Origin of the sequence: Streptomyces sp. NPDC005266, from assembly GCF_040607655.1 — a bacterium.
Classification (GTDB): Bacteria; Actinomycetota; Actinomycetes; order Streptomycetales; family Streptomycetaceae; genus Streptomyces.
Genome location: NZ_JBEXHC010000006.1, coordinates 68931 through 94097, shown reverse-complemented (window position 1 = coordinate 94097; position 25167 = coordinate 68931). Strand labels below are relative to the sequence as shown.

General features: G+C 70.3%; 20 protein-coding genes. 4 read left to right on the top strand and 16 right to left on the bottom strand.

The annotated features are described in order from the left end of the window. Positions 1–33: 33 nt before the first annotated feature. Both ABZU99_RS13935 and ABZU99_RS13930 read left to right on the top strand, forming a co-directional pair. Entirely contained in the window at positions 34–750 is a 717-nt protein-coding gene (locus tag ABZU99_RS13935) for an ABC transporter ATP-binding protein (protein ID WP_355940655.1), read from the top strand. 11 nt (positions 751–761) lie between these two features. After that, on the top strand, positions 762–3584 hold the full coding sequence (locus ABZU99_RS13930; protein WP_356042897.1) for a fumarate reductase/succinate dehydrogenase flavoprotein subunit: 2823 nt from the start codon (positions 762–764) through the stop codon (positions 3582–3584). Positions 3585–4007: 423 nt separating this feature from the next. Here ABZU99_RS13930 and nuoN read toward each other — a convergent pair whose 3' ends face one another. The 14 genes from nuoN to ABZU99_RS13860 all read right to left on the bottom strand — a co-directional run bounded on the left by nuoN (position 4008) and on the right by ABZU99_RS13860 (position 20534). Beyond that, complete coding sequence (nuoN, locus tag ABZU99_RS13925; RefSeq protein ID WP_355940084.1) at positions 4008–5660, bottom strand: NADH-quinone oxidoreductase subunit NuoN; 1653 nt, start codon at positions 5658–5660, stop codon at positions 4008–4010. Then, the gene (locus tag ABZU99_RS13920; protein WP_356048952.1) at positions 5657–7306 is read right to left on the bottom strand and encodes an NADH-quinone oxidoreductase subunit M; all 1650 of its coding nucleotides are present in this window, start codon (positions 7304–7306) and stop codon (positions 5657–5659) included. The genes nuoN and ABZU99_RS13920 overlap by 4 nt, the downstream gene beginning before the upstream one ends. A 3-nt stretch (positions 7307–7309) precedes the next feature. Further along, positions 7310–9250, bottom strand: coding sequence for an NADH-quinone oxidoreductase subunit L (gene nuoL, locus ABZU99_RS13915; protein WP_355940079.1), 1941 nt, complete (start codon positions 9248–9250; stop codon positions 7310–7312). Positions 9251–9265: 15 nt separating this feature from the next. Then, positions 9266–9565, bottom strand: coding sequence for an NADH-quinone oxidoreductase subunit NuoK (gene nuoK, locus ABZU99_RS13910; protein ID WP_355940076.1), 300 nt, complete (start codon positions 9563–9565; stop codon positions 9266–9268). Next, a complete protein-coding gene (locus tag ABZU99_RS13905; RefSeq protein WP_356048949.1) occupies positions 9562–10521 on the bottom strand; it encodes an NADH-quinone oxidoreductase subunit J in 960 nt (319 codons plus the stop codon). The genes nuoK and ABZU99_RS13905 overlap by 4 nt, the downstream gene beginning before the upstream one ends. A 115-nt stretch (positions 10522–10636) precedes the next feature. Then, on the bottom strand, positions 10637–11233 hold the full coding sequence (nuoI, locus tag ABZU99_RS13900) for an NADH-quinone oxidoreductase subunit NuoI (RefSeq protein WP_355940070.1): 597 nt from the start codon (positions 11231–11233) through the stop codon (positions 10637–10639). After that, positions 11226–12560, bottom strand: coding sequence for an NADH-quinone oxidoreductase subunit NuoH (nuoH, locus tag ABZU99_RS13895; protein WP_356048955.1), 1335 nt, complete (start codon positions 12558–12560; stop codon positions 11226–11228). The genes nuoI and nuoH overlap by 8 nt, the downstream gene beginning before the upstream one ends. A gap of 26 nt (positions 12561–12586) precedes the next feature. After that, the gene (locus ABZU99_RS13890; RefSeq protein WP_356048947.1) at positions 12587–15079 is read right to left on the bottom strand and encodes an NADH-quinone oxidoreductase subunit G; all 2493 of its coding nucleotides are present in this window, start codon (positions 15077–15079) and stop codon (positions 12587–12589) included. After that, complete coding sequence (nuoF, locus tag ABZU99_RS13885; RefSeq protein WP_355940066.1) at positions 15076–16458, bottom strand: NADH-quinone oxidoreductase subunit NuoF; 1383 nt, start codon at positions 16456–16458, stop codon at positions 15076–15078. The genes ABZU99_RS13890 and nuoF overlap by 4 nt, the downstream gene beginning before the upstream one ends. After that, positions 16458–17270: an NADH-quinone oxidoreductase subunit NuoE gene (gene nuoE / locus ABZU99_RS13880; RefSeq protein WP_355940649.1), complete on the bottom strand. Its 813-nt coding sequence runs from the start codon at positions 17268–17270 to the stop codon at positions 16458–16460. The genes nuoF and nuoE overlap by 1 nt, the downstream gene beginning before the upstream one ends. A 160-nt stretch (positions 17271–17430) precedes the next feature. Next, positions 17431–18765 (bottom strand): NADH-quinone oxidoreductase subunit D, encoded by a 1335-nt coding sequence (locus ABZU99_RS13875; protein WP_355940063.1) that lies wholly within the window; start codon positions 18763–18765, stop codon positions 17431–17433. Further along, the gene (locus tag ABZU99_RS13870) at positions 18765–19499 is read right to left on the bottom strand and encodes an NADH-quinone oxidoreductase subunit C (protein WP_355940060.1); all 735 of its coding nucleotides are present in this window, start codon (positions 19497–19499) and stop codon (positions 18765–18767) included. The genes ABZU99_RS13875 and ABZU99_RS13870 overlap by 1 nt, the downstream gene beginning before the upstream one ends. Positions 19500–19587: 88 nt before the next feature. Continuing rightward, positions 19588–20142: an NADH-quinone oxidoreductase subunit B family protein gene (locus ABZU99_RS13865; protein ID WP_355940057.1), complete on the bottom strand. Its 555-nt coding sequence runs from the start codon at positions 20140–20142 to the stop codon at positions 19588–19590. A 32-nt stretch (positions 20143–20174) separates the two neighbouring features. Beyond that, positions 20175–20534 carry an NADH-quinone oxidoreductase subunit A gene (locus tag ABZU99_RS13860; protein WP_355940054.1) on the bottom strand — a complete coding sequence of 120 codons (360 nt, stop codon included), beginning with the start codon at positions 20532–20534 and terminating at the stop codon, positions 20175–20177. 712 nt (positions 20535–21246) lie between these two features. On the opposite strand from ABZU99_RS13860, the gene ABZU99_RS13855 reads away from it, so the two are divergent. Further along, entirely contained in the window at positions 21247–22059 is an 813-nt protein-coding gene (locus ABZU99_RS13855; protein ID WP_355940051.1) for a C40 family peptidase, read from the top strand. Positions 22060–22235: 176 nt separating this feature from the next. Here ABZU99_RS13855 and ABZU99_RS13850 read toward each other — a convergent pair whose 3' ends face one another. Continuing rightward, on the bottom strand, positions 22236–22667 hold the full coding sequence (locus ABZU99_RS13850) for a CBS domain-containing protein (protein WP_355940049.1): 432 nt from the start codon (positions 22665–22667) through the stop codon (positions 22236–22238). Between the two features lie 236 nt (positions 22668–22903). Here ABZU99_RS13850 and ABZU99_RS13845 point away from each other — a divergent pair, with 236 nt between their 5' ends. Next, positions 22904–23686 carry a VOC family protein gene (locus ABZU99_RS13845; protein WP_355940046.1) on the top strand — a complete coding sequence of 261 codons (783 nt, stop codon included), beginning with the start codon at positions 22904–22906 and terminating at the stop codon, positions 23684–23686. Between the two features lie 102 nt (positions 23687–23788). Here the strand turns inward: ABZU99_RS13845 and ABZU99_RS13840 are convergent, their stop codons facing one another. Further along, entirely contained in the window at positions 23789–25120 is a 1332-nt protein-coding gene (locus tag ABZU99_RS13840; protein ID WP_355940043.1) for a geranylgeranyl reductase family protein, read from the bottom strand. Between the last annotated feature and the right edge of the window lie 47 nt (positions 25121–25167).

Here is a 25167-nt window from a genome sequence, read left to right as displayed (position 1 = left end):
ACGGCCGAAGCCCCGCCGGGCGTACGCCTCCGGCTGGAGGACGCCACCCTCGGCCGCGCGGGAGCGCCCGTCCTGCACGGCCTGGACCTGGACGTCGCCCCCGGTGAGCTCCTCACGGTCGTCGGCCCGTCCGGCTGCGGCAAGTCGACCCTCCTGCGCACGCTGGCCGGGCTTCTGCCGGCCCTCGGCGGACGGGTCACCCAGGACGGCGCGCCGATCACCCGGCCCGAGGCCGACCGCGCGCTGATCTTCCAGGAGGACGCGCTGCTCCCCTGGCGCACGCTCCGCGCCAATGTCGAACTCCCGCTCGCCATAAAGGGCATACCGCGCACGGTGCGCCGCGCACGGGCCGAGGCGTGGCTGGAACGGGTCGGGCTCGCCGAGCACGCCCGGCACCTCCCGCACCGCGTCTCGGGCGGCCAGCGGCAGCGGGCGCAACTCGCCCGCGCGCTGGCCGGCGCGCCCCGTGCCGTCCTTATGGACGAACCGTTCGGCGCACTCGACGCGCAGACCCGCGCCGGGATGCAGCGGCTGCTGGTCGAGGTGTTGCGCGGCACGCGCGCCACCGTCGTCTTCGTCACCCATGACGTGGACGAGGCGCTGTTCCTCGGCGACCGGGTGGCGCTGCTGAGCGGCGCGGCGGGCGGCAGCCGGGTGCTGGCCGTACCGCAGCCGCGCGAGCGCGCCGCGCACGACGCCGCCGAGACCGTCGCACTGCGCCGCCGGATCCTCGAATCGCTCGGGACATGAAAGGCCGCACGATGGAAACTTTGGATATCCCCGCGCTCGACGCGGGCGAGGAGCTGTCCTGCGACGTCCTCGTCATCGGCGGCGGCACAGCCGGCACCATGGCGGCGCTCACCGCCGCCGAGCGCGGGGCCTCCGTGCTCCTCCTCGAAAAGGCGCATGTCCGCCACTCCGGTGCGCTCGCCATGGGCATGGACGGCGTCAACAACGCGGTCGTCCCCGGCCGGGCCGAGCCCGACGACTACGTCGCCGAGATCACCCGCGCCAACGACGGCATCGTCGACCAGCGCACCGTCCGTCAGACCGCCACCCGCGGCTTCGACATGGTCAGGCGCCTGGAGCGGTACGGGGTGAAGTTCGAGAAGGACGAGCACGGCCAGTACGCGGTCCGCCAGGTGCACCGCTCCGGCTCGTACGTCCTGCCGATGCCCGAGGGCAAGGACGTCAAGAAGGTCCTCTACCGGCAGCTGCGGCGGCGCGAGATGCGGGAGCGGATCCGCATCGAGAACCGCGTCATGCCGGTCCGCGTGCTCACCGCCGGCGGCCGGGCCGTCGGCGCCGCCGGATTCCACACCCGCAGCGGGCAGTTCGTCGCCGTACGGGCCGGGGCCGTGATCCTCGCCACCGGCGCCTGCGGCCGGCTCGGCCTGCCCGCCAGCGGCTACCTCTACGGCACGTACGAGAACCCGACCAACGCGGGCGACGGCTACGCCATGGCGTACCACGCGGGCGCCGAGCTGACCGGCATCGAATGCTTCCAGATCAATCCGCTGATCAAGGACTACAACGGCCCGGCCTGCGCCTATGTCGCCAACCCCTTCGGCGGCTACCAGGTCAACCGGCACGGCGAGCGATTCGTCGACTCCGACTACTGGTCGGGGCAGATGATGGCCGAATTCGCGGCGGAGGTGGCGAGCGAGCGCGGCCCGGTCTATCTCAAGCTCAGCCATCTGCCGGAGGAGTCCGTGGCCGCTCTGGAGTCCATCCTGCACACCACCGAGCGGCCCACCCGCGCCGCGTTCCACGCGGGGCGCGGACATGACTACCGCACCCATGACGTGGAGATGCACATCTCCGAGATCGGGCTGTGCGGCGGCCATTCGGCCTCCGGCGTACGGGTCGACGAGCACGCCCGCACCACGGTCCCCGGGCTGTACGCCGCAGGCGACCTGGCCTGCGTACCGCACAACTACATGATCGGGGCCTTTGTCTTCGGCGATCTGGCGGGCGCGGACGCGGCGCGGCACCGGGCGTACGAGGGCGAGCTGCCGCGCGATCAGCTGGCCGCCGCGCACGACCTGATCTACGAGCCGCTGCGCCACCCCGAAGGCCCGCCGCAGCCGCAGGTCGAATACAAGCTGCGGCGCCTGGTGAACGACTATGTCGCCCCGCCGAAGAGCGGCGCCCGGCTGTCCCTCGCCATCGAGGCGTTCGAGCGGATGCGCGACGACATCGCCGGGATGGGCGCCCGTACCCCGCATGAGCTGATGCGCTGCGCCGAGGTGACCTTCATCCGCGACTGCGCCGAGATGGCCGCGCGCTCCTCGCTCGCCCGTACCGAAAGCCGATGGGGGCTCTACCACGAGCGGACGGACCATCCGCGGCGCGACAACGAGACATGGCTGCACCATCTGGATCTGCGCAAGTCGGCTTCGGGAGCGATGGAGTTCACGGCCCGCCCGGTCGACCCGTACCTCGTGCCGATCGAGGAGTACACGCCGGTGGGCGGGGAGCCGCGCCACCTGGGCGAGGTGCACCCGGAGCACGTCGCCACGGCGGGACCGCGCGAGGCTGCGCCGCGCGGGTCGGGCGCGACCGCCGTCGCCCGCGACGAGGGGGCCGGGGCGTCCGCCGCCGCCTCTCCGCGCATCCTCGAACTTCTCGCCCTCGCCGAGGAGCAGCCCGGACTCGCCGACCTCCGCCCCTACCTGACGGACTCCGATCCGGCCGTGCGGCACGCCGCCGTCGCCGCCCTGACCGAGACCGCGCCGCCGGGGACGGGCCCGGCGCTCGCCGAAGCCCTCGCCGACCCGGACGGCGAGGTTCGCGCCGGGGCCGCCGCCTCTCTGCGGGAGCTGGTCGAGGTGGTTCCGCCGGAGCCCGCCCTGCGCGAGCCGCTGGTCCGCGCCCTGGAGGTGGCCGACTCGGGAGTGCGCGCGGCGGCGCTGGACGTGCTGCGGGCGCTGCGCCTCGGCGACGCCGGGCTGTTCTCCCGGGCGCTCGCGGACTCCGTCATCGAGGTCCGTATCCAGGCCGTACGGGCGCTGGTCTCGGTGGACGCGCTCGACGCCCTCACCCCCGCGACCGCCGACCCTTCCCGCGAGGTCCGCGTGGCCACGGCGGGCGCACTGGCCACGCTGGCGGCCCTGACCGCGTCGAGCACGCCGACTCGCGCTGCCGCCGCCGACGGTTCCACCGCGACCGCCGCGCTCACGCGCACGGCTGCCGACGACCACGCCGTCCGAGCCCGTGACCTGTTGGGTCCGCTGCTGCGGGACCCGGACACGCTCGTACGGGCCGCCGCCCTGGAGGCGCTGGCCTCCGCCGGCTGCCCGCCGCCGCTCGACTCCGAGGCGGTGGCCGCGCTGGGCGACCCCGCGTGGCAGGTCCGCAAGGGCGCGGCGACCGCGCTGACCGCCGCCGAACCGGGGCTCGGCGTCCCGGCGCTGGCGGAGGCCCTTGCCGATCCACACGCCGATGTCCGTAAGGCGGCGGTGTTGTCGCTGTCGCCGCACGCGGAGCGCGACCCCGCCGCGCGCGACGCGCTCACGACGGTGCTCACCGATCCGGACGCCGATGTACGCGCCTACGCGGCCATGGCGGTCGGGCACGGCTAGGGACGCCATGCGCGCGAGTCGAGCCACCGGGCGGCTGTCGTCGTCACCGACAAAGAGGGCCGCCCTGGCGCTGCTCACGCGGCTTAGGGGTTGGTCACAGCTCTGCTACGTGGGGTCTCGGCTGGCCCGTGGCTGTCGGGGGTGGTCCCTAAACTGTGGGTGCTGCTACATCATGTTTCAGGGGGAGGACTGATGTTCCGACAGGCGGTGCCGGCACCGGGGGTGTCTGAGGAGAGGGTGGCGCCGAGCAGTGCCTGCGCCAGAAACTGCGTGAGGCACGCGCCCGAGCGTTCGTAGAGCCCGGCGTCGTGGAGTCGGCCCCCTGAGAGGCAATGAGCCTCCGGGGACGACGCAGCCGCCCGGCATCCCATGGATGCCGGGCGGCTGCGTCGCGACGGTCGGCGATCGGCGGCGCGCCGTGCGCTACCGCACGAAGACCCCGGCCTGACTCGCCAGATCGAGGAAGTACTGCGGCGCGACACCGAGCACCAGCGTGACTGCTACCCCGATCGCGATGGCCGACGAGGTCAGCGCGCTCGGGACGGCGACCGACGGGCCGTCCGTGCGGGGTTCGCTGAAGAACATCAGCACGATCACCCGGATGTAGAAGAAGGCCGCGATCGCCGAGGAGATCACACCGATGACCACCAGCGCGCCCGCCCCGCCGTCGGCCGCCGCCTTGAAGACGGCGAACTTCCCGGCGAAGCCGCTGGTCAGCGGGATGCCGGCGAAGGCGAGCAGGAAGACCGCGAACACGGCGGCCACCAAGGGCGACCGGCGGCCGAGCCCGGCCCACTTGGACAGGTGGGTGGCCTCGCCGCCCGCGTCGCGGACCAGGGTGACGACCGCGAAGGCGCCGAGGGTCACGAAGGAGTAGGCGGCGAGGTAGAAGAGGACGGAGGAGATGCCGTCGGGCGTGGTGGCGATGACACCGGCGAGGATGAAGCCCGCGTGAGCGATCGACGAGTACGCCAGCAGCCGCTTCACATCGGTCTGGGTGACGGCGACGATCGCGCCGCCCAGCATGGTGACGATGGCGACGCCCCACATCACGGGGCGCCAGTCCCAGCGGAGCCCCGGCAGAACGACGTACAGCAGCCGCAGCAGCGCGCCGAAGGCTGCGACCTTGGTGGCGGCGGCCATGAAGCCGGTGACTGGGGTCGGGGCGCCCTGGTAGACGTCCGGGGTCCACATGTGGAACGGCACGGCGCCGATCTTGAACAGCAGCCCCATCAGCACCATCGCCCCGCCGATGAGCAGCAGCGCGTCATTGCCCATGGTCCCGGCGAGCGCCGGGGTGACGTTCCGGACCTGGCCGTCGACGACGTCCGCGATCCCGGCGTAGGCGACGGTGCCGGCGTACCCGTACAGCAGGGCGATGCCGAAGAGCAGGAACGCCGACGAGAAGGCGCCGAGCAGGAAGTACTTGACGGCGGCTTCCTGCGAGAGCATGCGGTGGCGTCGGGCGAGGGCGCACAGCACATACAGCGGGAGCGAGAAGACCTCGAGGGCCACGAACAGGGTCAGCAGATCATTCGCGGCGGGGAAGACGAGCATGCCGCCGACCGCGAAGAGGACCAGCGGGAAGACCTCGGTGGTGGTGAACCCGGCCTTGACGGCGGCCTTTTCGGCCTCGCCGCCCGGCACGGCGGCGGCCTGTGCGGCGAAGGAGTCGACGCGGTTGCCGTGAACCACCGGGTCGAGCCGCCGCTCGGCGAAGGTGAAGACGGCGACGAGCGCCACCAGGAGGATGGTGCCCTGCAGAAAAAGCGCGGGGCCGTCGATCGCGATGGCGCCCATGGCCGCGACATGGGCCTTGCTGGTGCCGTAGTGGCCGGCCGCGAGGCCGATGACGGCGGCGAAGGACGCGGCCAGGGCGACGACGGAGACGAACAGCTGCGCCACATAGCGCTGGCGGCGCGGCAGGAACGCCTCGATGAGGACACCGACGATCGCGGCACCGAGCACGATCAGCGTGGGCGACAGCTGGCCGTATTCGATATCGGGCGCCGGGATCTTGTCCGGCGCCGCCGCCGCTGTTGTCCACAGGCTGTGGACAGTGGCCGCATGGGTCACTTGGCACCTCCGGAGGGACCGTCGTGGATCGGGGTGAACCCGGCCCAGCCCGCTTCGGTGACGGGGTGATCGGGCTTGGGATCCTTCTTGTCCACCACGGACAGCGTGTGGTCGACCGCCGGGTTGACGATGTCGGCCAGCGGCTTCGGGTAGACGCCGAGGAAGAGCAGCAACGCGATGAGCGGGGCGACGACGAGCAGCTCACGCACCCGGAGGTCGGGCATGGACCGCACCTCGGCCTTGACCGGCCCGGTCATGGTGCGCTGGTAGAGGATCAGCACATACAGCGCCGCGAGCACGATGCCGGTGGTCGCGATCACGCCGATCGCCGGGTAGCGGCTGAACGTGCCGACCAGGACCAGGAATTCGCTGATGAACGGCGCCAGGCCGGGCAGCGAGAGGGTGGCCAGACCACCGATCAGGAAGGTGCCCGCGAGCACCGGGGCGACCTTCTGCACCCCGCCGTAGTCGGCGATGAGCCGCGAGCCGCGCCGGGTGATCAGGAACCCGGCCACCAGCATCAGCGCGGCGGTGGAGATCCCGTGGTTGACCATGTAGAGGGTGGCGCCGCTCTGCCCCTGTGTGGTCATGGCGAAGATGCCGAGGATGATGAAGCCGAAGTGGGAGATCGAGGCGTACGCGATCAGCCGCTTGATGTCCCGCTGGCCGATCGCCAGCAACGCGCCGTAGATGATGCTGATCAGCGCGAGGACCAGAATCGTCGGGGTCGCCCAGGTGCTGGCCTCGGGGAAGAGCTGGAGGCAGAAGCGGAGCATCGCGAAGGTGCCGACCTTGTCGACGACCGCGGTGATCAGCACGGCGACGGGGGCGGTCGCCTCCCCCATCGCGTTGGGCAGCCAGGTGTGCAGCGGCCACAGCGGCGCCTTCACCGCGAAGGCGAAGAAGAAGCCGAGGAACAGCAGCCGCTCGGTGGAGGTGGCCATGTCGAGATGGCCGCTCGCCCGCGCCTGGACGATCTGCTGCAGCGAGAAGGTGCCGGTGCCCAGGTCGTCGGCGGTGACCGCGTAGAGGCCGACCACCGCGGCCAGCATGATCAGCCCGCCCGCCAGGTTGTAGAGCAGGAACTTCACCGCCGCGTACGTGCGCTGAGTGGCCGTCTCCTCCTCGGACCGCTCTCCGGCCCGGTCGCCGAAGCCGCCGATGAGGAAGTACATCGGGATGAGCATGGCTTCGAAGAAGATGTAGAAGAGGAAGACGTCGGTGGCCTCGAAGGAGATCACCACCATCGCCTCGACCAGCAGGATCAGCGCGAAGAAGCCCTGGGTGGGCCGCCAGCGGCGGTTGGGCCGCGCGCTCTCCAGTGGGTCGGCGTCATGCCATCCGGCCAGGATGATGAAGGGGATGAGGACGGCGGTCAGCGCGATCAGCGCGACCGCGATACCGTCCACGCCCAGTTCGTAGCGGACCCCGAAGTCCTTGATCCAGGCATGGGATTCGGTGAGCTGGAAGCGGCCGCCGCCCGGGTCGAAGCGGACCAGCACGACCGCCGCGAGGACGAGCGTGGCCAGGGAGAAGCCCAGCGCCACCCACTTGGCGGCGGCGCGCTTGGCGGCGGGTACGGCGGCGGTGGCGACCGCGCCGAGCGCGGGCACCGCGGCCGTGACCGTCAGCAGGGGAAATGACATGACTCAGACCGCCCTCATCAGCAGGGTCGCGGCGATGAGAACCGCCGTACCGCCGAACATCGAGACCGCGTACGTACGGGCGTAGCCGTTCTGGAGCTTCCGCAGCCGGCCGGAGAGGCCGCCCACACCGGCCGCGGTGCCGTTGACCACCCCGTCGACCAGCTTGTGGTCGACATAGACCAGACCGCGGGTGAGGTACTGGCCGGGCTTGACGAGCGCGACCTGGTTGAAGTCGTCCTGCAGCAGATCGCGCCGGGCGGCCCGGGTGAGCAGGGATCCGCGCGGGGCGGTGCGCGGCACCGGCCGGCGTCCGTACTGCAGCCAGGCGAGCGCGACGCCGAGCAGCAGGACGACCATCGTCCCGGCGGTGACCGTCGCGGCGCCGATCGGCGGGTGGCCGTGGCTGTGGCCGGTGACCGGCTCGAGCCACTTGAGGAACGACTCGTTGAGGCTGAACAGCCCGCCCGCGAAGACCGATCCGACGGCGAGGACGATCATGGGGATGGTCATGGACTTCGGCGACTCGTGCGGATGCGGCAGCTCGCCGGGGCGCACCTCGATACCGGGCTCGACGCTGGGCGCCTTGTCCGGGTCGGGGGCGGGCTCCCACCGCTTCTCGCCGAAGAAGGTCAGCAGCATGACCCGGGTCATGTAGAAGGCGGTGATGGCCGCGCCCAGCAGGGCCGCGCCGCCGAGGATCCAGCCCTCGGTGCCGCCCTTGGCGAAGGCCGCCTCGATGATCTTGTCCTTGGACCAGAAGCCGGAAAGCCCCGGGAAGCCGATGATGGCCAGATAGCCGAGCCCGAAGGTGACGAAGGTGATCGGCATATAGGTGCGCAGGCCGCCGTACTTGCGCATGTCGACCTCGTCGTTCATGGAGTGCATGACCGATCCGGCGCCGAGGAAGAGCCCCGCCTTGAAGAACCCGTGAGTGACCAGGTGCATGATCGCGAACACATACCCGATCGGGCCGAGCCCGGCGGCGAGGATCATGTAGCCGATCTGCGACATGGTGGACCCGGCCAGGGCCTTCTTGATGTCGTCCTTGGCGCAACCGACGATCGCACCGAAGAGGAGCGTGACCGCGCCGACCGTGACCACCGCGGTCTGCGCGTCCGGTGCGGCGTTGAAGATCGCGCCGGAGCGGGTGATCAGATACACGCCCGCGGTCACCATGGTCGCCGCGTGGATCAGGGCCGAGACCGGGGTCGGGCCCTCCATCGCGTCCCCGAGCCAGGACTGCAGCGGCACCTGGGCCGACTTGCCGCACGCGCCGAGCAGCAACATCAGCCCGATCGCGGTGAGCCTGCCCTCGCTCGCCTGGTCCGCGTTGGCCAGCACCGGCGCGAACGCGAACGTCCCGAAGGTCGTGAACATCAGCATGATCGCGATCGACAGGCCCATGTCGCCGACGCGGTTGACGATGAACGCCTTCTTCGCCGCCGTGGCCGCGCTCGGCTTGTGCTGCCAGAAGCCGATCAGCAGATACGAGGCGAGGCCGACGCCCTCCCAGCCGACGTACAGCAGCAGGTAGTTGTCGGCGAGGACGAGCAGCAGCATGGCCGCGAGGAAGAGATTGAGATAGCCGAAGAAGCGGCGGCGGCGCTCGTCGTGCTCCATGTAGCCGATCGAATAGACGTGGATCAGCGTGCCCACACCGGTGATCAGCAGCACGAAGGTCATCGACAACTGGTCGAGCTGGAAGGCGACGTCCGCGTGGAAGCCGCCCACGTCGAACCAGGTGAAGGCTTTGCTGTGCAGGGCCCGGTCGTGCTCGCCGCGGCCGAGCATGTCCGCGAAGAGCACAGCGCCGATGACGAAGGAGCCCGCCGCGAGCACCGTGCCGATGTAATGGCCCGTGCGGTCCAGCCGGCGCCCGCCGCACAGCAGCAGTGCCGCGCCCAGCAGCGGCACCGCGACAAGCAATCCGATGAGGTTCTCCACTTGAACGCGACCCTTCTAGAGCTTCATCAGGCTGGCGTCGTCGACCGAGGCCGAATGGCGGGAGCGGAAGACGGTCACGATGATCGCGAGGCCGACCACGACCTCCGCCGCGGCGACGACCATCGTGAAGAAGGCGATGATCTGGCCGTCGAGGTTGCCGTGCAGCCGGGAGAAGGTGACGAACGCCAGGTTGCACGCGTTGAGCATCAGCTCGACGCACATGAAGAGGATGATCGCGTTCCGCCGGATCACGACCCCGGCCGCACCAATGGTGAACAACAGGGCGGCCAGGTAGAGGTAGTAGACCGGATTCACTTGGCGGCCCCCTTGGAGTGCTCCGTGTGCTCCGTGTGCTCCGTGTTGTCCGTGTGCTCCGTGTTGTCCGCGTCCCTGGCGTTCCTGGCATCCCTGACGTCGTTGGCGTCCCTGGAGTCCGCCGCGTCCTCGGACTTCTTGCCGGTGTCGTTGGTCTTCCGGCCGAGCCACCGATGGGAGCGCTGCTCCAGCGCCGCCAGCTCGGCCAGCGCCTCCTGGGAGACATCCCGGATCTGGCCCCGGCCGCGCAGCGTCGCGTTGACGCTCAGCTCGGACGTCGTGCCGTCGGGCAGCAGCCCGGGGACATCCACGGCGTTGTGCCGCGCGTAGACGCCGGGAGCGGGCAGCGGCGGGACATTCCGGCCGGTGCGCACCCGCGCCTCGGCCTGCTCGCGCTGGCTGAGCGCCCGCTCGGTGCGCTCACGGTGCGTCAGCACCATCGCTCCGACCGCCGCGGTGATCAGCAGCGCGCCGGTGATCTCGAAGGCGAAGACGTACTTGGTGAAGACGAGGGCCGCGAGCCCCTCCACATTGCCGCCGGAGTTGGCCTGCCCCAGACCGTTGAAGGTCTTCAGCGAGGCATTGCCGATCCCGGCGCACAGCAGGATGCCGAAGCCGAGCCCGCACAGGGCGGCGAGCCAGCGCTGCCCCTTCAGGGTCTCCTTGAGCGAGTCGGCGGCGGTGACGCCGACCAGCATCACGACGAAGAGGAAGAGCATCATGATCGCGCCGGTGTAGACGACGATCTGGACGACGCCCAGGAAGTACGCCCCGTTGGCGAGGTAGAAGACCGCCAGGACGATCATGGTGCCCGCCAGACACAGGGCGCTGTGCACGGCCTTGCGCATCAGGATCGTGCCCAGCGCGCCGATCACGGCGACCGTGCCGAGCATCCAGAACTGGACGGCCTCACCGGTGGAGGTGGTGGAGGCCGCCGCGGCCAGTGCGCCGCTCATGCCGCTCCCCTTTCATTCGCCCCGCTGCGCCAGCAGCTGATGTCACGGCCGCACGCACGGCGCAGAGGTGCGGCTTTCGCCGTCATCCGCGGCCCGGCGGCCGTGCGTGCGCCGCTCATGCCTGCACCCCCTCTTCGTCGTGCTCGCCGTCCCCGTCGGGGTTCTCGCCCTTGCTGAGCGCGACCTGGCGCGTCGTCCCGGGCGCGACCTCCGTCACCAGGCCCCGGTAGTAGTCCTGCTCGTCCATGCCGGGGTAGATGGCGTGCGGGGTGTCGACCATGCCCTCCTCCAGGCCCGAGAGCAGCTCCTCCTTGGTGTAGATGAGCGATTCGCGGGACCGGTCGGCGAGCTCGTACTCATTGGTCATGGTCAGCGCCCGGGTGGGGCACGCCTCGACGCACAGGCCGCACAGGATGCAGCGCAGATAGTTGATCTGGTAGACGCGGCCGTAGCGCTCCCCCGGGGAGTAGCGCTCCTCGTCGGTGTTGTCCGCGCCCTCCACATAGATCGCGTCGGCCGGGCAGGCCCATGCGCACAGCTCACAGCCGATGCACTTCTCCAGCCCGTCCGGATGCCGGTTGAGCTGGTGGCGTCCATGGAAGCGGGGCGCGGTGGGCTTCTTCACCTCCGGGTACTGCTCGGTGAGGCGCTTCTTGAACATGGCCTTGAAGGTCACGCCGAAGCCGGCCACCGGGTTCTGGAAGTCAGGCACCGTCGGCCTCCTTTCCGTCACTGACAGTATCGGGGCCACCACTGACAATCAGCTCGCGCTCCTGGCGCGGACGCCTTCGCGGCACGGGCGGCAGGGACTGGCCGGGCAGTGGCGGGACCGGGAATCCGCCCGCCATCGGGTCGAAGGCGGGCTCGGGCCCCGCCTCCGCCCCGGCCTCGGCCTCGGCCTTCGCCGCCTCGCGGTCGCGGAAGATGTCCACCACGAAGGACAGCAGCAGCAGCGCGATGACCGCGCCGCCGACGTACAGCACGATGTCCTGGTAGTCGTAGTTCTCGTTGCGCAGCGCCCGGACGGTGGCGACCAGCATCAGCCAGACCATCGAGATCGGGATGAGCACCTTCCAGCCCAGCTTCATGAACTGGTCGTAGCGGACGCGCGGCAGCGAGGCGCGGATCCACATGAAGGCGAACAGCAGCGAGACGACCTTGGCGAGGAACCACAGCAGCGGCCACCAGCCGTGGTTGGCGCCCGCCCAGAAGGTGCTGATGGGCCAGGGCGCCCGCCAGCCGCCGAGGAAGAGGGTGACGGCGACCATCGAGACGGTGACCATGTTGATGTACTCGGCGAGCATGAACAGCGCGAACTTGATCGAGGAGTACTCGGTGTTGAAGCCGCCGACCAGATCGCCCTCGGACTCCGGCATGTCGAACGGCGCCCGGTTGGTCTCACCGACCATCGAGACGATGTAGATGAGGAACGAGACCGGCAGCAGCACCGCGTACCAGCGGTCGTGCTGCGAGGCGACGATCTGCGAGGTCGACATCGATCCGGAGTAGAGGAACACCGCCGCGAAGGACAGGCCCATCGCGATCTCGTAGCTGATCATCTGGGCGCAGGAGCGCAGGCCCCCCAGGAGCGGATACGTCGACCCGGAGGACCAGCCCGCCAGCACGATGCCGTAGATGCCGACCGAGGCGGTGGCGAGGATGTAGAGGACGGCGATCGGCAGATCGGTCAGCTGCATCGCGGTGCGCTGGCCGAAGACCGAGACCTCGCCGCCCGACGGGCCGAACGGGATCACCGCGACCGCCATGAAGGCCGGGATGGCGGCGACGATCGGCGCCAGGATGTAGACGACCTTGTCCGCGCCCTTGACGACCACGTCCTCCTTGAGCATCAGCTTCACGCCGTCCGCGAGGGACTGCAGCATGCCCCAGGGGCCGTGCCGGTTGGGGCCGATGCGCAGCTGCATCCAGCCGAGCACCTTGCGCTCCATGACGATGGAGATGAGCACCGTCAGCATCAGGAAGGCAAAGCAGAAGACGGCCTTGATCAGGATCAGCCACCACGGGTCGCGGCCGAACATCGACAGGTCCTCTGCGGCGAGATACCTCACTGGGGGGTCACCTCCGTCGCGGGGGCAGTGATCGTGACGACGTCACCGGGACGGGCTCCCAGGTCGCGGTGGACGCCGCCACCCGTGGAGGCCATCGGCAGCCAGACCACCCGGTCGGGCATCGGCGTGACGCTCAGGGGCAGCTGGACCGAGCCGGCCGGGCCGGTGACGCGGACGGTCTGGCCGTCCCGCACCCCCGCCTCCTCGGCCGTCTCCGCCGAGAGCCGGGCGACGGCCGCGTGGCGGGTCGCCGCCAGCGCCGGGTCGCCCTCCTGGAGCCGGCCCTGGTCGAGCAGCAGCCGGTGGCCCGCGAGCACGGCCTCGCCCTCAGCGGGCCGGGGCAGCGGGCCGCCCGTCTCCAGCGGGGCGGTGGACCGTGGGCCCCGCCAGGTGCCGAGCCGGGTCAGCTCGGCGCGTACGGCCTCGACGTCCGGCAGCGCCAGATCCGTGTCCAGCGCGTCGGCCAGCATGTGCAGCACCCGGGCGTCGGGGAGGGTGTGACGTCGGGTCATCTGGTCGGGTTTGAGCGCGGCCTCGAACGGCCGGGCCCGGCCCTCCCAGTTGAGGAAGGTGCCGGACTTCTCGACCACCGCCGCCACCGGCAGCACCACATCCGCCCGCTCGGTGACCTCGGAGGGCCGCTGCTCCAGGCTGACCACGAAGCCGACCGCCTCCAGCGCCTCCAGCGCCCGCGCCGGATCGGGCAGATCGGCGACCTCGACCCCCGCGACCAGCAGCGCGCCCAGCCCGCCGACCGCCGCGGCCTCGATGATCTGGGCGGTGTCCCGGCCCACCTGGTGCGGCAGTTCGGCGACGCCCCAGGCGGCGGCGGTCTCCTCCCGGGCCCGCGGATCGTGGGCCGGGCGGCCGCCGGGCAGCAGCCCCGGAAGCGCGCCGGCCTCGATGGCACCCCGCTCCCCGGCCCGGCGCGGGATCCACGCGAGCGTGGCCCCGGTGGCGGCCGCGGCCCGTACGGCCGCGGTCAGCGCACCCGCCGCGGAAGCGAGCCGCTCGCCCACGACGATCACCGCGCCCTCGGTGCGCAATGCCTCGGCGGCCCGCTCTCCGTCCTCGTCCAGCCCCGTACGGCCCGCGATCGCGTCCAGCCATTCGGCCTCGGTGCCGGGGGCGGCCGGCAGCAGCGTGCCGCCCGCCTTCTCCAGGCCCCGGGTGGCGTGGGTGGCGAGCGAGAAGGTGCGCTGGCCGTGGTTGCGGTGCGCCTTGCGCAGCCGCAGGAAGACGCCGGGCGCCTCCTCCTCGGCCTCGAAGCCCACCAGCAGGACGGCCGGCGCCTTCTCCAGCGTGGTGTAGGTCAGTCCGCTGCCGTCGAGATCACGGCCCCGGCCCGCGATATGGGCGACCAGGAAGTCGGCCTCCTCCTCGCTGTGCACCCGGGCGCGGAAATCGATGTCGTTGGTGTCCAGCGCGATCCGGGCGAACTTCGCGTAGGCGTACGCGTCCTCGACGGTCAGCCGGCCGCCGGTCAGCACCCCGGTGCGGCCGCGCGCGGCGGCCAGACCCTCCGCCGCCGCCGCGAGCGCCTCGGGCCAGCCCGCCGGCTCCAGCGTCCCCGTCTCACGGTCGCGCACCAGCGGGGTGGTGAGGCGGTCCGGAAGCTGGGCGTAGCGGAACCCGAAGCGGCCCTTGTCGCAGATCCACTCCTCGTTGACCTCGGGGTCGTCCGCCGCCAGCCGCCGCATGACCTTGCCGCGCCGGTGGTCGGTGCGGGTCGCGCAGCCGCTCGAGCAGTGCTCGCACACGCTCGGCGAGGAGACGAGGTCGAAGGGGCGGGAGCGGAAGCGGTACGCCGCCGACGTCAGCGCGCCGACCGGGCAGATCTGGATGGTGTTGCCGGAGAAGTACGACTCGAACGGATCGCCCTCGCCCGTGCCGACCTGCTGCAGCGCGCCCCGCTCCAGCAGCTCGATCATCGGGTCGCCCGCGATCTGGTTGGAGAAGCGGGTGCAGCGCGCGCACAGCACACAGCGCTCGCGGTCCAGCAGCACCTGGGCCGAGATCGGAACGGGCTTGGGGAAGGTCCGCTTGTGACCCTCGAAGCGGCTGTCGGACCGTCCGGCGCTCATCGCCTGGTTCTGCAGCGGGCATTCCCCGCCCTTGTCGCAGACCGGGCAGTCCAGCGGGTGGTTGATCAGCAGCAGCTCCATCACCCCGCGCTGCGCCTTCTCGGCGACCGGCGAGGTCAGCTGCGTCCTGACCACCATTCCGTCGGTGCAGGTGATGGTGCAGGAGGCCATCGGCTTGCGCTGGCCCTCCACCTCGACGATGCACTGGCGGCAGGCGCCGGCGGGGTCGAGGAGCGGATGGTCGCAGAACCTCGGAATCTCGATGCCGAGCAGTTCGGCGGCGCGGATGACCAGCGTCCCCTTGGGGACGGAGATCTCGATGCCGTCGATGGTGACGGAGACCAGGTCTTCGCGCGGCACCGCCGCCTCCCCGCCTCCCGAGGGTGCGTTGGTGGTCACGGTCATGCGGTCACCCCCAGTTGAGTGGAGCGCGGCTCGTCGGCCCAGACGGTGGACTTGGCCGGGTCGAAGGGACACCCTCCGCCGGTGATGTGCTGCTCGTACTCCTCCCGGAAGTACTTCAGCGAGGAGAAGATGGGGCTGGCGGCGCCGTCGCCCAGCGCGCAGAAGGACTTGCCGTTGATGTTGTCGGCGATGTCGGCCAGCTTGTCGAGGTCGTCCATCCGGCCCTTGCCGGCCTCCAGGTCGCGCAACAGCTGGACCAGCCAGTACGTGCCCTCGCGGCAGGGTGTGCACTTGCCGCAGGACTCGTGCGCGTAGAACTCGGTCCAGCGGGTCACGGCCCGCACCACACAGGTCGTCTCGTCGAAGCACTGGAGCGCCTTGGTGCCCAGCATCGAACCGGCGGCGCCCACGCCCTCGTAGTCCAGCGGGACGTCGAGGTGCTCATCGGTGAGCAGCGGGGTGGACGAGCCGCCCGGCGTCCAGAACTTCAGCCGGTGCCCGGGGCGCATCCCGCCGCTCATGTCGAGCAGCTGACGCAGGGTGATGCCGAGCGGGCCCTCGTACTGCCCGGGGTTGGCCACATGGCCGGACAGCGAGTAGAGCGTGAAGCCCGGGGACTTCTCGCTGCCCATCGAACGGAACCATTCCTTGCCCTTGTTGAGGATCGCGGGAACCGACGCGATGGACTCGACGTTATTGACGACAGTGGGGCAGGCGTAGAGGCCGGCGACCGCCGGGAAGGGAGGCCGGAGCCGGGGCTGGCCGCGGCGCCCCTCCAGCGAGTCCAGCAGTGCGGTCTCCTCGCCGCAGATGTACGCGCCGGCGCCGGCGTGCACCGTGATGTCGAGACCGGGAAGCCCCTCCCGCCCGAGCTTCTGCCGGCGGCGGGCGGCCGTGCCGAGGTAGCCCGCCTCGTAGGCCTCGCGTACGGCCTCGTGCAGCCGCCGCAGTACGGGGACGACCTCGCCGCGCAGATAGATGAAGGCGTGCTCGGAGCGGATGGCGTGGCAGGCGATCACCATGCCCTCGATGAGGGCGTGCGGATTGGCGTAGAGAAGGGGGATGTCCTTGCAGGTGCCCGGTTCGGACTCGTCGGCGTTGACGACGAGATAGTGCGGCTTGCCGTCGCCCTGCGGGATGAACTGCCACTTCATTCCGGTGGGGAAGCCCGCGCCGCCGCGCCCGCGCAGTCCGGCGTCCTTCACCAGCGCGATCACATCGTCGGGGTCCATGGCGAGGGCCTTGTGCATGCCCTCATAGCCCTCGTGGCGCAGATAGGTGCGCAGCGTCCAGGAGTTCGGCTGATCCCAGAACGCGGAGAGCACGGGTGCCAGCAGCTTCTCGGGGCTGTGCTCGCCCCGCTCGGTTGTCACGGTCATCACTCCCCCTCCTCGGCGACCGGACCGGCCGGGTGGTGCGGATCGGAGGCGGAGGTCCGCTGCGGCGCGTCATGCGAGCTCGGATGCGTCGGCGGCGCCTCGTCCTGCGGGGCCGCCCCCGCGGACCGCGGCGAGACGACCCGGCCCGGCGCCGCCTCCCCCTTGGCCAGCCGCAGCCCGACCAGCGAGGCGGGACCGGCGGAGCCGCCCGCCTCGACCGCGCCCGGGCGGGTGTCGGGGAAGCCGGCGAGGATCCGGGCGGTCTCCTTATAGGTGCACAGCGGTGCGCCCCGGGTCGGCTCGACGGTCCGGCCCGCCCTCAGATCGTCGACCAGTCGCTTGGCGGACTCGACGGTCTGGTTGTCGAAGAACTCCCAGTTGACCATCAACACGGGCGCGAAGTCGCAGGCCGCGTTGCACTCGATGTGCTCCAGGGTGACCTTGCCGTCCTCGGTGGTCTCCCCGTTGCCGAGCTCCAGATGCTGCTGCAGGGCCTCGAAGATCGCGTCGCCGCCCATCACGGCGCACAGCGTGTTGGTGCACACCCCCACCTGGTAGTCGCCGGAGGGCTTGCGCCGGTACATCGTGTAGAAGGTGGCCACGGCGGTGACCTCGGCGCTGGTCAGGCCCAGCATCTCGGCGCAGAACCGGACGCCGGTGCGGGTGACATGGCCCTCCTCGGACTGCACCAGATGCAGCAGCGGCAGCAGAGCGCTGCGGCTGTCCGGGTAGCGGGCGATCACCTCCCGGGCGTCCGCCTCGAGCCGGCCCCGCACCTCGGCCGGGTAGTCGGGGGCCGGCATCTGCGGCATCCCCAGCGTCACGTCACTCACCGTTCTTTGCTCCCTTCTCCGCCCGCGCGGCGCAGAGGTGCAGCCATCGTTGTCGTCTGCGGCCCGGCGTCCCGCCCGTCTCGCGCCACCGCCCTCAAGCGGCTGCGCTGCGCGCAGGCACCTTTCATGCGTGCGACGGTCACCGGTCGACGCCTCCCATCACGGGGTCGATGGACGCCACCGCGACGATCACGTCGGCGACCTGGCCGCCTTCGCACATCGCGGCCACGGCCTGCAGATTGGTGAACGACGGATCGCGGAAGTGGACGCGGTACGGGCGGGTGCCGCCGTCGCTGACCATATGGGCGCCCAGTTCGCCCCTGGGCGACTCGACCGCCGCGTACGTCTGTCCTGGCGGGACCCGGAACCCCTCGGTCACCAGCTTGAAGTGGTGGATCAGGGCCTCCATCGAGGTGCCCATGATCTTCTTGATGTGGTCGAGGGAGTTGCCGAGGCCGTCCGGTCCGAGCGCGAGCTGCGCGGGCCAGGCGATCTTCTTGTCCGCGACCATCACCGGACCCGGCTCCAGCCGCGCCAGGCACTGCTCGACGATCCGCAGCGACTGGCGCATCTCCTCCAGCCGGATCAGGAAGCGGCCATAGGCGTCGCAGGTGTCGGCGGTCGGCACCTCGAAGTCATAGGTCTCATAGCCGCAGTACGGCTCGGCCTTGCGCAGATCGTGCGGCAGCCCGGTGGCGCGCAGTATCGGGCCGGTCACGCCGAGCGCCATACACCCGGCCAGATCGAGATAGCCGACGTTCTGCAGCCGGGCCTTGAAGACCGGGTTTCCGGTCGCCAGCTTGTCGTACTCGACCAGGTTCTTCCGCATCTTCTTCAGGAAGTCGCGGATGTGGTCGACCGCCCCCGGCGGAAGGTCCTGCACCAAGCCGCCGGGCCGGATGTACGCGTGGTTCATCCGCAACCCGGTGATCAGCTCGAAGATGTCCAGCACCAGCTCGCGATCGCGGAAGCCGTAGATCATGACGGTGGTCGCGCCCAGCTCCATACCGCCGGTGGCGATGGCCACCAGATGCGAGGAGAGCCGGTTGAGCTCCATCAGCAGCACGCGGATTACCGACGCCCGGTCCGGGATCTGGTCCTCGATGCCGAGCAGCTTCTCGACGCCCAGGCAGTACGCCGCTTCGTTGTAGAAGGGCGTCAGATAGTCCATGCGCGTCACGAAGGTGGTGCCCTGCGTCCAGTTCCGGAATTCGAGGTTCTTCTCGATTCCGGTGTGCAGATAGCCGATTCCGCAGCGGGCCTCGGTGACCGTCTCGCCGTCGATCTCCAGGATCAGCCGGAGCACCCCATGGGTGGAGGGGTGCTGCGGGCCCATGTTGACGATGATCCGCTCGTCGTCGGCCCTCGCCGTCGCGGCCACGACCTCGTCCCAGTCGCCACCGGTGACGGTGTAGACGGTGCCCTCGGTCGTCTCGCGCGCGGAGGCGGACGGCGTTGCGTGTGTGGCAGACATCAGCTGTACGACCTCCGCTGGTCGGGAGCCGGGATCTGGGCGCCCTTGTACTCGACGGGAATGCCGCCGAGGGGGTAGTCCTTGCGCTGCGGGAAGCCCTGCCAGTCGTCGGGCATCATGATCCGCGTCAGCGCGGGATGACCGTCGAAGATCAGGCCGAAGAAGTCGTAGGTCTCGCGCTCGTGCCAGTCGTTGGTCGGATAGACATCGACGATCGACGGGATGTGCGGATCGCTGTCGGGCGCGCTCACCTCCAACCGCAGCACCCGGTTATGGGTGATCGAGCGCAGGTGGTAGACGGCGTGCAGCTCACGGCCCTTGTCGCCGGGGAAGTGGACGCCGCTGACGCCGGTGCACAGCTCGAAGCGGAGCGCCGGGTCGTCGCGCAGCGTCCGGGCGACCCGCGGCAGGTGCTCCCGCGCGATGTGGAAGGTCAGCTCACCGCGGTCCACGACGGTCTTCTCGATGACGTTCTCGGGGAGCAGCGACTGCTCCTCCAGGGCACCCTCGAGCTCGTCGGCGACTTCGTCGAACCAGCCCCCGTACGGCCGGGTGGCCTGGCCGGGCAGCCGCACGGGGCGCACCAGACCGCCGTAGCCGGTGGTGTCGCCGCCGTTGTTGGCGCCGAACATGCCGCGCTGGACGCGGATGGGCTCGCCCTGGTCACCGCGGCGGCCGGGGAGGTTCTCAGCATTGAGGTCCTTGTCCGGGTTGACCCCATTGGCCTCAGTCAACGTGTCCCTCCGTTCGCTTCTCCGCCCACGAGGCGCGGAGGTGCGGCGATCGTCGTCGTCTGCGGCCCGGCGGCCTCGTGTGCGTCGCTCACCGAAGCAGCCCCTTCATCTCGATCAGCGGGAGCGCCTTGCGTGCCGTTTCCTCCGCCTCACGGGCCGCACGCTCGCGGTTCACGCCGAGCTTCTCCTCGCGGATCTTCTGGTGCAGCTTGAGGATCGCGTCGATGAGCATCTCGGGGCGCGGCGGGCAGCCGGGCAGATAGATGTCGACCGGCACGATGTGGTCGACGCCCTGCACGATCGCGTAGTTGTTGAACATGCCGCCGGAGGAGGCGCACACGCCCATGGAGATGACCCACTTCGGGTTCGGCATCTGGTCGTAGACCTGGCGCAGCACCGGGGCCATCTTCTGGCTGACGCGTCCGGCGACGATCATCAGATCGGCCTGGCGGGGCGAGCCCCGGAAGACCTCCATGCCGAAGCGGGCGAGGTCATAGCGTCCCGCGCCGGTGGTCATCATCTCGATGGCGCAGCAGGCCAGCCCGAAGGTGGCCGGGAAGACGGAGGACTTACGGGCCAGCCCCGCGGCCTGTTCCACCGTGGTCAGCAGGAAGCCGCTCGGCAGCTTCTCCTCGATACCCATGCGATGTTTCCCCTATCTCCTCTGGGCTCCCTCTAGTCCCACTCCAGGCCGCCACGCCGCCACACATAGGCGTAGGCGACGAAGACGGTGAGCACGAAGAGGAACATCTCCACGAGCCCGAACAGCCCCAGGGCGTCAAAGGTGACGGCCCAGGGGTAGAGGAAGACGATCTCGATGTCGAAGACGATGAAGAGCATCGCCGTCAGGTAGTACTTGATGGGGAAGCGCCCACCGCCGGCCGGATGCGGAGTCGGCTCGACGCCGCACTCATAGGCCTCGAGCTTGGCCCGGTTGTAGCGCTTGGGGCCGATGATCGCGGCCATGAACACCGAGAAGATCGCAAAACCTGCCCCGAGGGCTCCCAGTACGAGGATGGGCGCGTATGCGTTCACCGTCCTCGCTCCCTTCAGTCGACGATGACTGGCTGGCGGACCGCACGGACGTGCTGTCGCCTCACGAAGATCGTGCTCATGTGAGGCAGTTCACAAGCCCGTTTCGCCTGCATCCTATGCCCGTCGGTCTGTGATCTGCGACACGGGGTACGACAACGTCTTTGTGATCTCCACCACCTGACGAAGGATCATGAAGTCGGATGAGTGGTGATCTTGTACTCGAAGCATCCGAACGATCACGAGACGTGACATTCAAGGATGTCATCACAGGTGAGCGCGTTGCGCCCCTACATCGATATGGTACATACATGCAAATTTGCGAGGAGCGTCGTCAGCTGATAGCGCATCGCCATCCTCTTGAGTGACCTTCCCGCCGACACCTTTTCGGGCGCCCCTCCCGCATCTCTTGATCACTGGCTCGCGCATTCGTTCACGAGGGGGCGGGAACGAGTGAGGTATCCCACGCCGCAAGGGGTTGTGCACCCCGATTTCACGGGAATCATTGGTGCACGGGCCGCATCGGTGGTAGACGGTCCGCGAGTACGGCGCGGCCACCAAATGCCATGCGTATGCACATGATCGAGGAATCCGGACATGACGGCGTGGCGCGCGATGAAGATCATTCAGCCCCATTTTTGGTCGCGTGCACGTCAAGTGTGTCGCAGGTCACTTTTCTTGATCCGGGCCTTTGGACCCTGATAGCCAGTGACCTATGTCCCCAGTCGCACACATACCCAGCCACCGGAAGCCCCGCCGGGCCGCGTCCACGCGAGCACTCCGCGCAGGGGTGACCGGTGGCATCCTCACCCTCGCGGTGGCCGGTGCCGCCGTGCCCGCCTCCGCCAATGAGTCGACCGCCGCCGAGTCGACCGTGGAGATGCCGACCGTCAGCGCCACGCTGGCGAGCACGGCCGCCCAGACCGCCGACGCCACGCAGCAGGCCGCGTACGACTACCAGCTGCAGGCCCAGCAGGACCAGGCGGCCGCCCAGGCGAAGACCGCCGCCAAGAAGGCCAAGGCGGAGGCCGACCGCAAGGCACAGGAGGCCAGGGAGGCGGCCCGCAAGGCCGCCGCCAAGCGTGCGGCCGAGGTCAAGGCCGAGAAGGCGTCCCGCTCCGCCGAGCGCACCACGCTGTCGACCGCCAGCGCCACCAGTGCCACCAACGCGACCGGCAACACCGCGACCCTGATCAGCTTCCTCAAGGCGCAGCTGGGCAAGGCGTACGTGATGGGCTCCAGCGGCCCGTCCTCCTACGACTGCTCCGGTCTGACCCAGGCCGCCTTCAAGCAGGTCGGCGTCGACCTGCCGCGCGTCTCCCAGGACCAGTCCACCGCCGGCACCCCGGTGTCGCTGGACTCGCTCCAGCCCGGTGACCTGCTCTACTGGGGCAGCGCCGGCAGCGCGTACCACGTCGGCGTCTACATCGGCGGCGGCAAGTTCATCGGCGCGCAGAACCCGAGCACCGGGATCGTCGAGCGGTCGCTGGACTACGACATGCCCACCGGGGCCGTGCGCGTCCTCTGAGGACCGGCACGTCCACCGGCGAGCGGTCGCTGGACTACGACATGCCCACCGGGGCCGTGCGCGTCCTCAGAGGACCGGCACGTCCACCGGGCCAGCATCACGCACGAAAACGCCGTTTTACGGCTCTTACGGCCATGGGGCCGTCGTTCCTCACCCGGGACGGCGGCCCCGCGCCGCTACGCCTCCGCGTACACCTTCTTCATGAACTCGGCGATCTGCTGCTCCGAGAGCTCGGAGAGATGACGGGCCAGATCGGCCTCGGTGATCATGCCCACAAGCCGCTTGTTCTTGTCGATGACCGGCAGTCTGCGGATCTTGTGCTGCTCCATCTCCCGCAGCACCTCGGTGACGTCGGCGTCCGCGCCGATCCAGCGCGGGGTGCCCTGGGCGAGTTCCCCCGCCGTCGTCCGGTCCGGGTCCTTGCCGACCGCGACGCAGTCCACGACGATGTCGCGGTCGGTGAGTATGCCGCACAGCCGTTCCTGGCTGTCGCTGATCGGCAGGGCCCCGACGTCCAGCTCGCGCATCAGCTGCGCCGCGCGCGCCAGCGTTTCGTTCTCCGAAATCCACTGAACGCCGGGGTGCATGATGTCCGCTGCCTTCGTCATGGTGTACCTCCTGACGGCCCACCGGCGGCGGAGCCGGCCCGCGGGCCCGATGGCGCGTACCCCCTCTCTTCTTATTGTCACCATCGCGCGGATACGCGCGACCGCCCGCCCCGACGCCCCAGCGGCGGCTGTCGGTGGCCGGTGCAAGACTGAGAAAAGCCGGGGGAGAATCCGCAGGGGCGCCCGCATCGGCGCGGGACTCTGCCCTTCGGCGCCCGACCGTTGAAGGAGCCGCCATGCTCACCACGGATTACGTCCCCGGCGCGCCCAACTGGCTCGATCTCGGCGCCCCCGACATCGAAGCAGCCGTGGCGTTCTACAGCGGCCTGCTGGGCTGGACCTTCGAGTCGGCCGGCCCCGAAGCCGGCGGGTACGGCTTCTTCAAGCGGAACCGCAAGACCTGCGCCGCCGTCGGCCCGCTCACCGAGCAGGGCGCGCGGGCGGCCTGGACGCCGTACTTCCACACCCCCGACGCGGAGGCGACCGCGAAGACCGTCGAGCGGGCGGGCGGCACCGTGCGGCTCGCGCCGTTCGATGTCTTCGACGAGGGGCGCATGGCCCAGTTCAGCGACCCCGGCGGCGCCCGCTTCGCCGTCTGGCAGCCCGGTAAGACGGCCGGCCTCGAGCTGGTCAACGAGCCCGGCTCGCTGTGCTGGACGGAGCTGCACTCCCCCGACCCCGCCGGGGCCCGCGACTTCTACCGCACGGTCTTCGGCTGGGAGACCGAGGAGATGTCCTTCCCGGGCGGGACGTACGCCCTGCTGTCCCCCGCGGGGGCGGGCAAGGAGGGCTCCTTCGGCGGCATCGCCCAGCTTCAGGAGGGCCACTCCACCCCGCCGCAGTGGCTGCCGTACTTCGAGGTGGCGGACTGCGACCGGGTGGTCGCCAAGGGGCAGGAGCTGGGCGGGTCGGTGTTGATGCCGGCCATGTCGGCGGAGGGGATCGGCCGGATGGCGTGGCTGACGGACGTGGGCGGGGCGCCGTTCGGCGTCATCACGAGCGCGGGCCCGGAGGTGTAGCGCCGAGGTCGCGCCCGGGGCATGAGCCCCGGGCCGTACCGCGGGGTGAGCAGCGCGGGTGCGCTGAGCCGCCCGGACCGTCGTGCTGCTCCGGCGCCGGCGTCAGGCCCGGGGGGTCACCTTCGTCAGGGCGTTGATGATGCGGTCCATCGCGTCGCCGCCCGTCGGTTCCGTCAGATTCGCCAGCAGCTTCAGCGTGAACCGCATCAGCATGGGATGCGTCAGTCCTCGCTGCGTCGCGAGCTTCATGACCTTCGGGTTGCCGATGAGCTTCACAAAGGCCCGGCCCAGCGTGTAGTAGCCGCCGTAGGTGTCCTTGAGCACCTTCGGGTAGCGCTGGAGGGCCAGTTCGCGCTGGCCGGGCGTGGCCCGGGCATGGGCCTGGACGATCACGTCCGCGGCGATCTGCCCGGATTCCATCGCATAGGCGATGCCCTCGCCGTTGAACGGGTTGACCATCCCGCCCGCGTCACCCACCAGCAGCAGCCCGCGCGTGTAGTGCGGCTGCCGGTTGAAGGCCATGGGGAGGGCCGCGCCGCGGATCGGGCCGGTCATGTTCTCCGGGGTGTAGCCCCAGTCCTCCGGCATCGAGGCGCACCACGCCTTGAGGATCTCGCGCCAGTCCAGCTCCTTGAAGGAGGACGAGGTGTTGAGGACGCCGAGCCCGACATTGCTCGTACCGTCGCCCATGCCGAAGATCCAGCCGTACCCGGGCAGCAGCCGGTCCTCCGGCCCCCGGCGGTCCCACAACTCCAGCCAGGACTCCAGGTAGTCGTCGTCATGGCGGGGCGAGGTGAAGTACGTCCGCACGGCCACGCCCATCGGCCGGTCCTCGCGCCGGTGCAGCCCCATGGCGAGCGAGAGCCGGGTGGAGTTGCCGTCGGCGGCGACGACCAGCGGCGCATGGAAGGTGACGGGCGTCTTCTCCTCGCCCAGCTTCGCCTCGACACCGATGATCCTGCCGGTCCGGGCGTCGGTGATCGGCGCGCCCACATTGCAGCGCTCGTACAGTCGCGCGCCCGCCTTCTGCGCCTGCCGCGCGAGCTGCTCGTCGAAGTCGTCGCGCTTACGGACCAAGCCGTAGTTGGGATACGCGGCCAGGTCCGGCCAGTCGAGCTCCAGCCGCACCCCGCCACCGAGGATCCGCAGACCCCGGTTGCGCAGCCAGCCCGCTTCCTCGGAGATGTCGACGCCCATGGCCACGAGCTGCTTGGTGGCGCGCGGGGTCAGCCCGTCGCCGCACACCTTCTCGCGTGGGAAGGCCGTCTTCTCCAGCAGGAGCACAGCAAGGCCCGCCTTGGCCAGGTGATACGCCGTGGTGGAGCCGGCCGGCCCGGCGCCGACGACGATCACATCGGCGGTGCGCTCCGAGAGGCCGGTCTCAAAGCCGCGGACGTCGGAGGACGCGCTCTCGGTGGGTGCGGTCTCGCTCACGCGGGGTCTCCCGAAGCCTCGTTATCGGCGTCCCGGTCGCGCCGGGC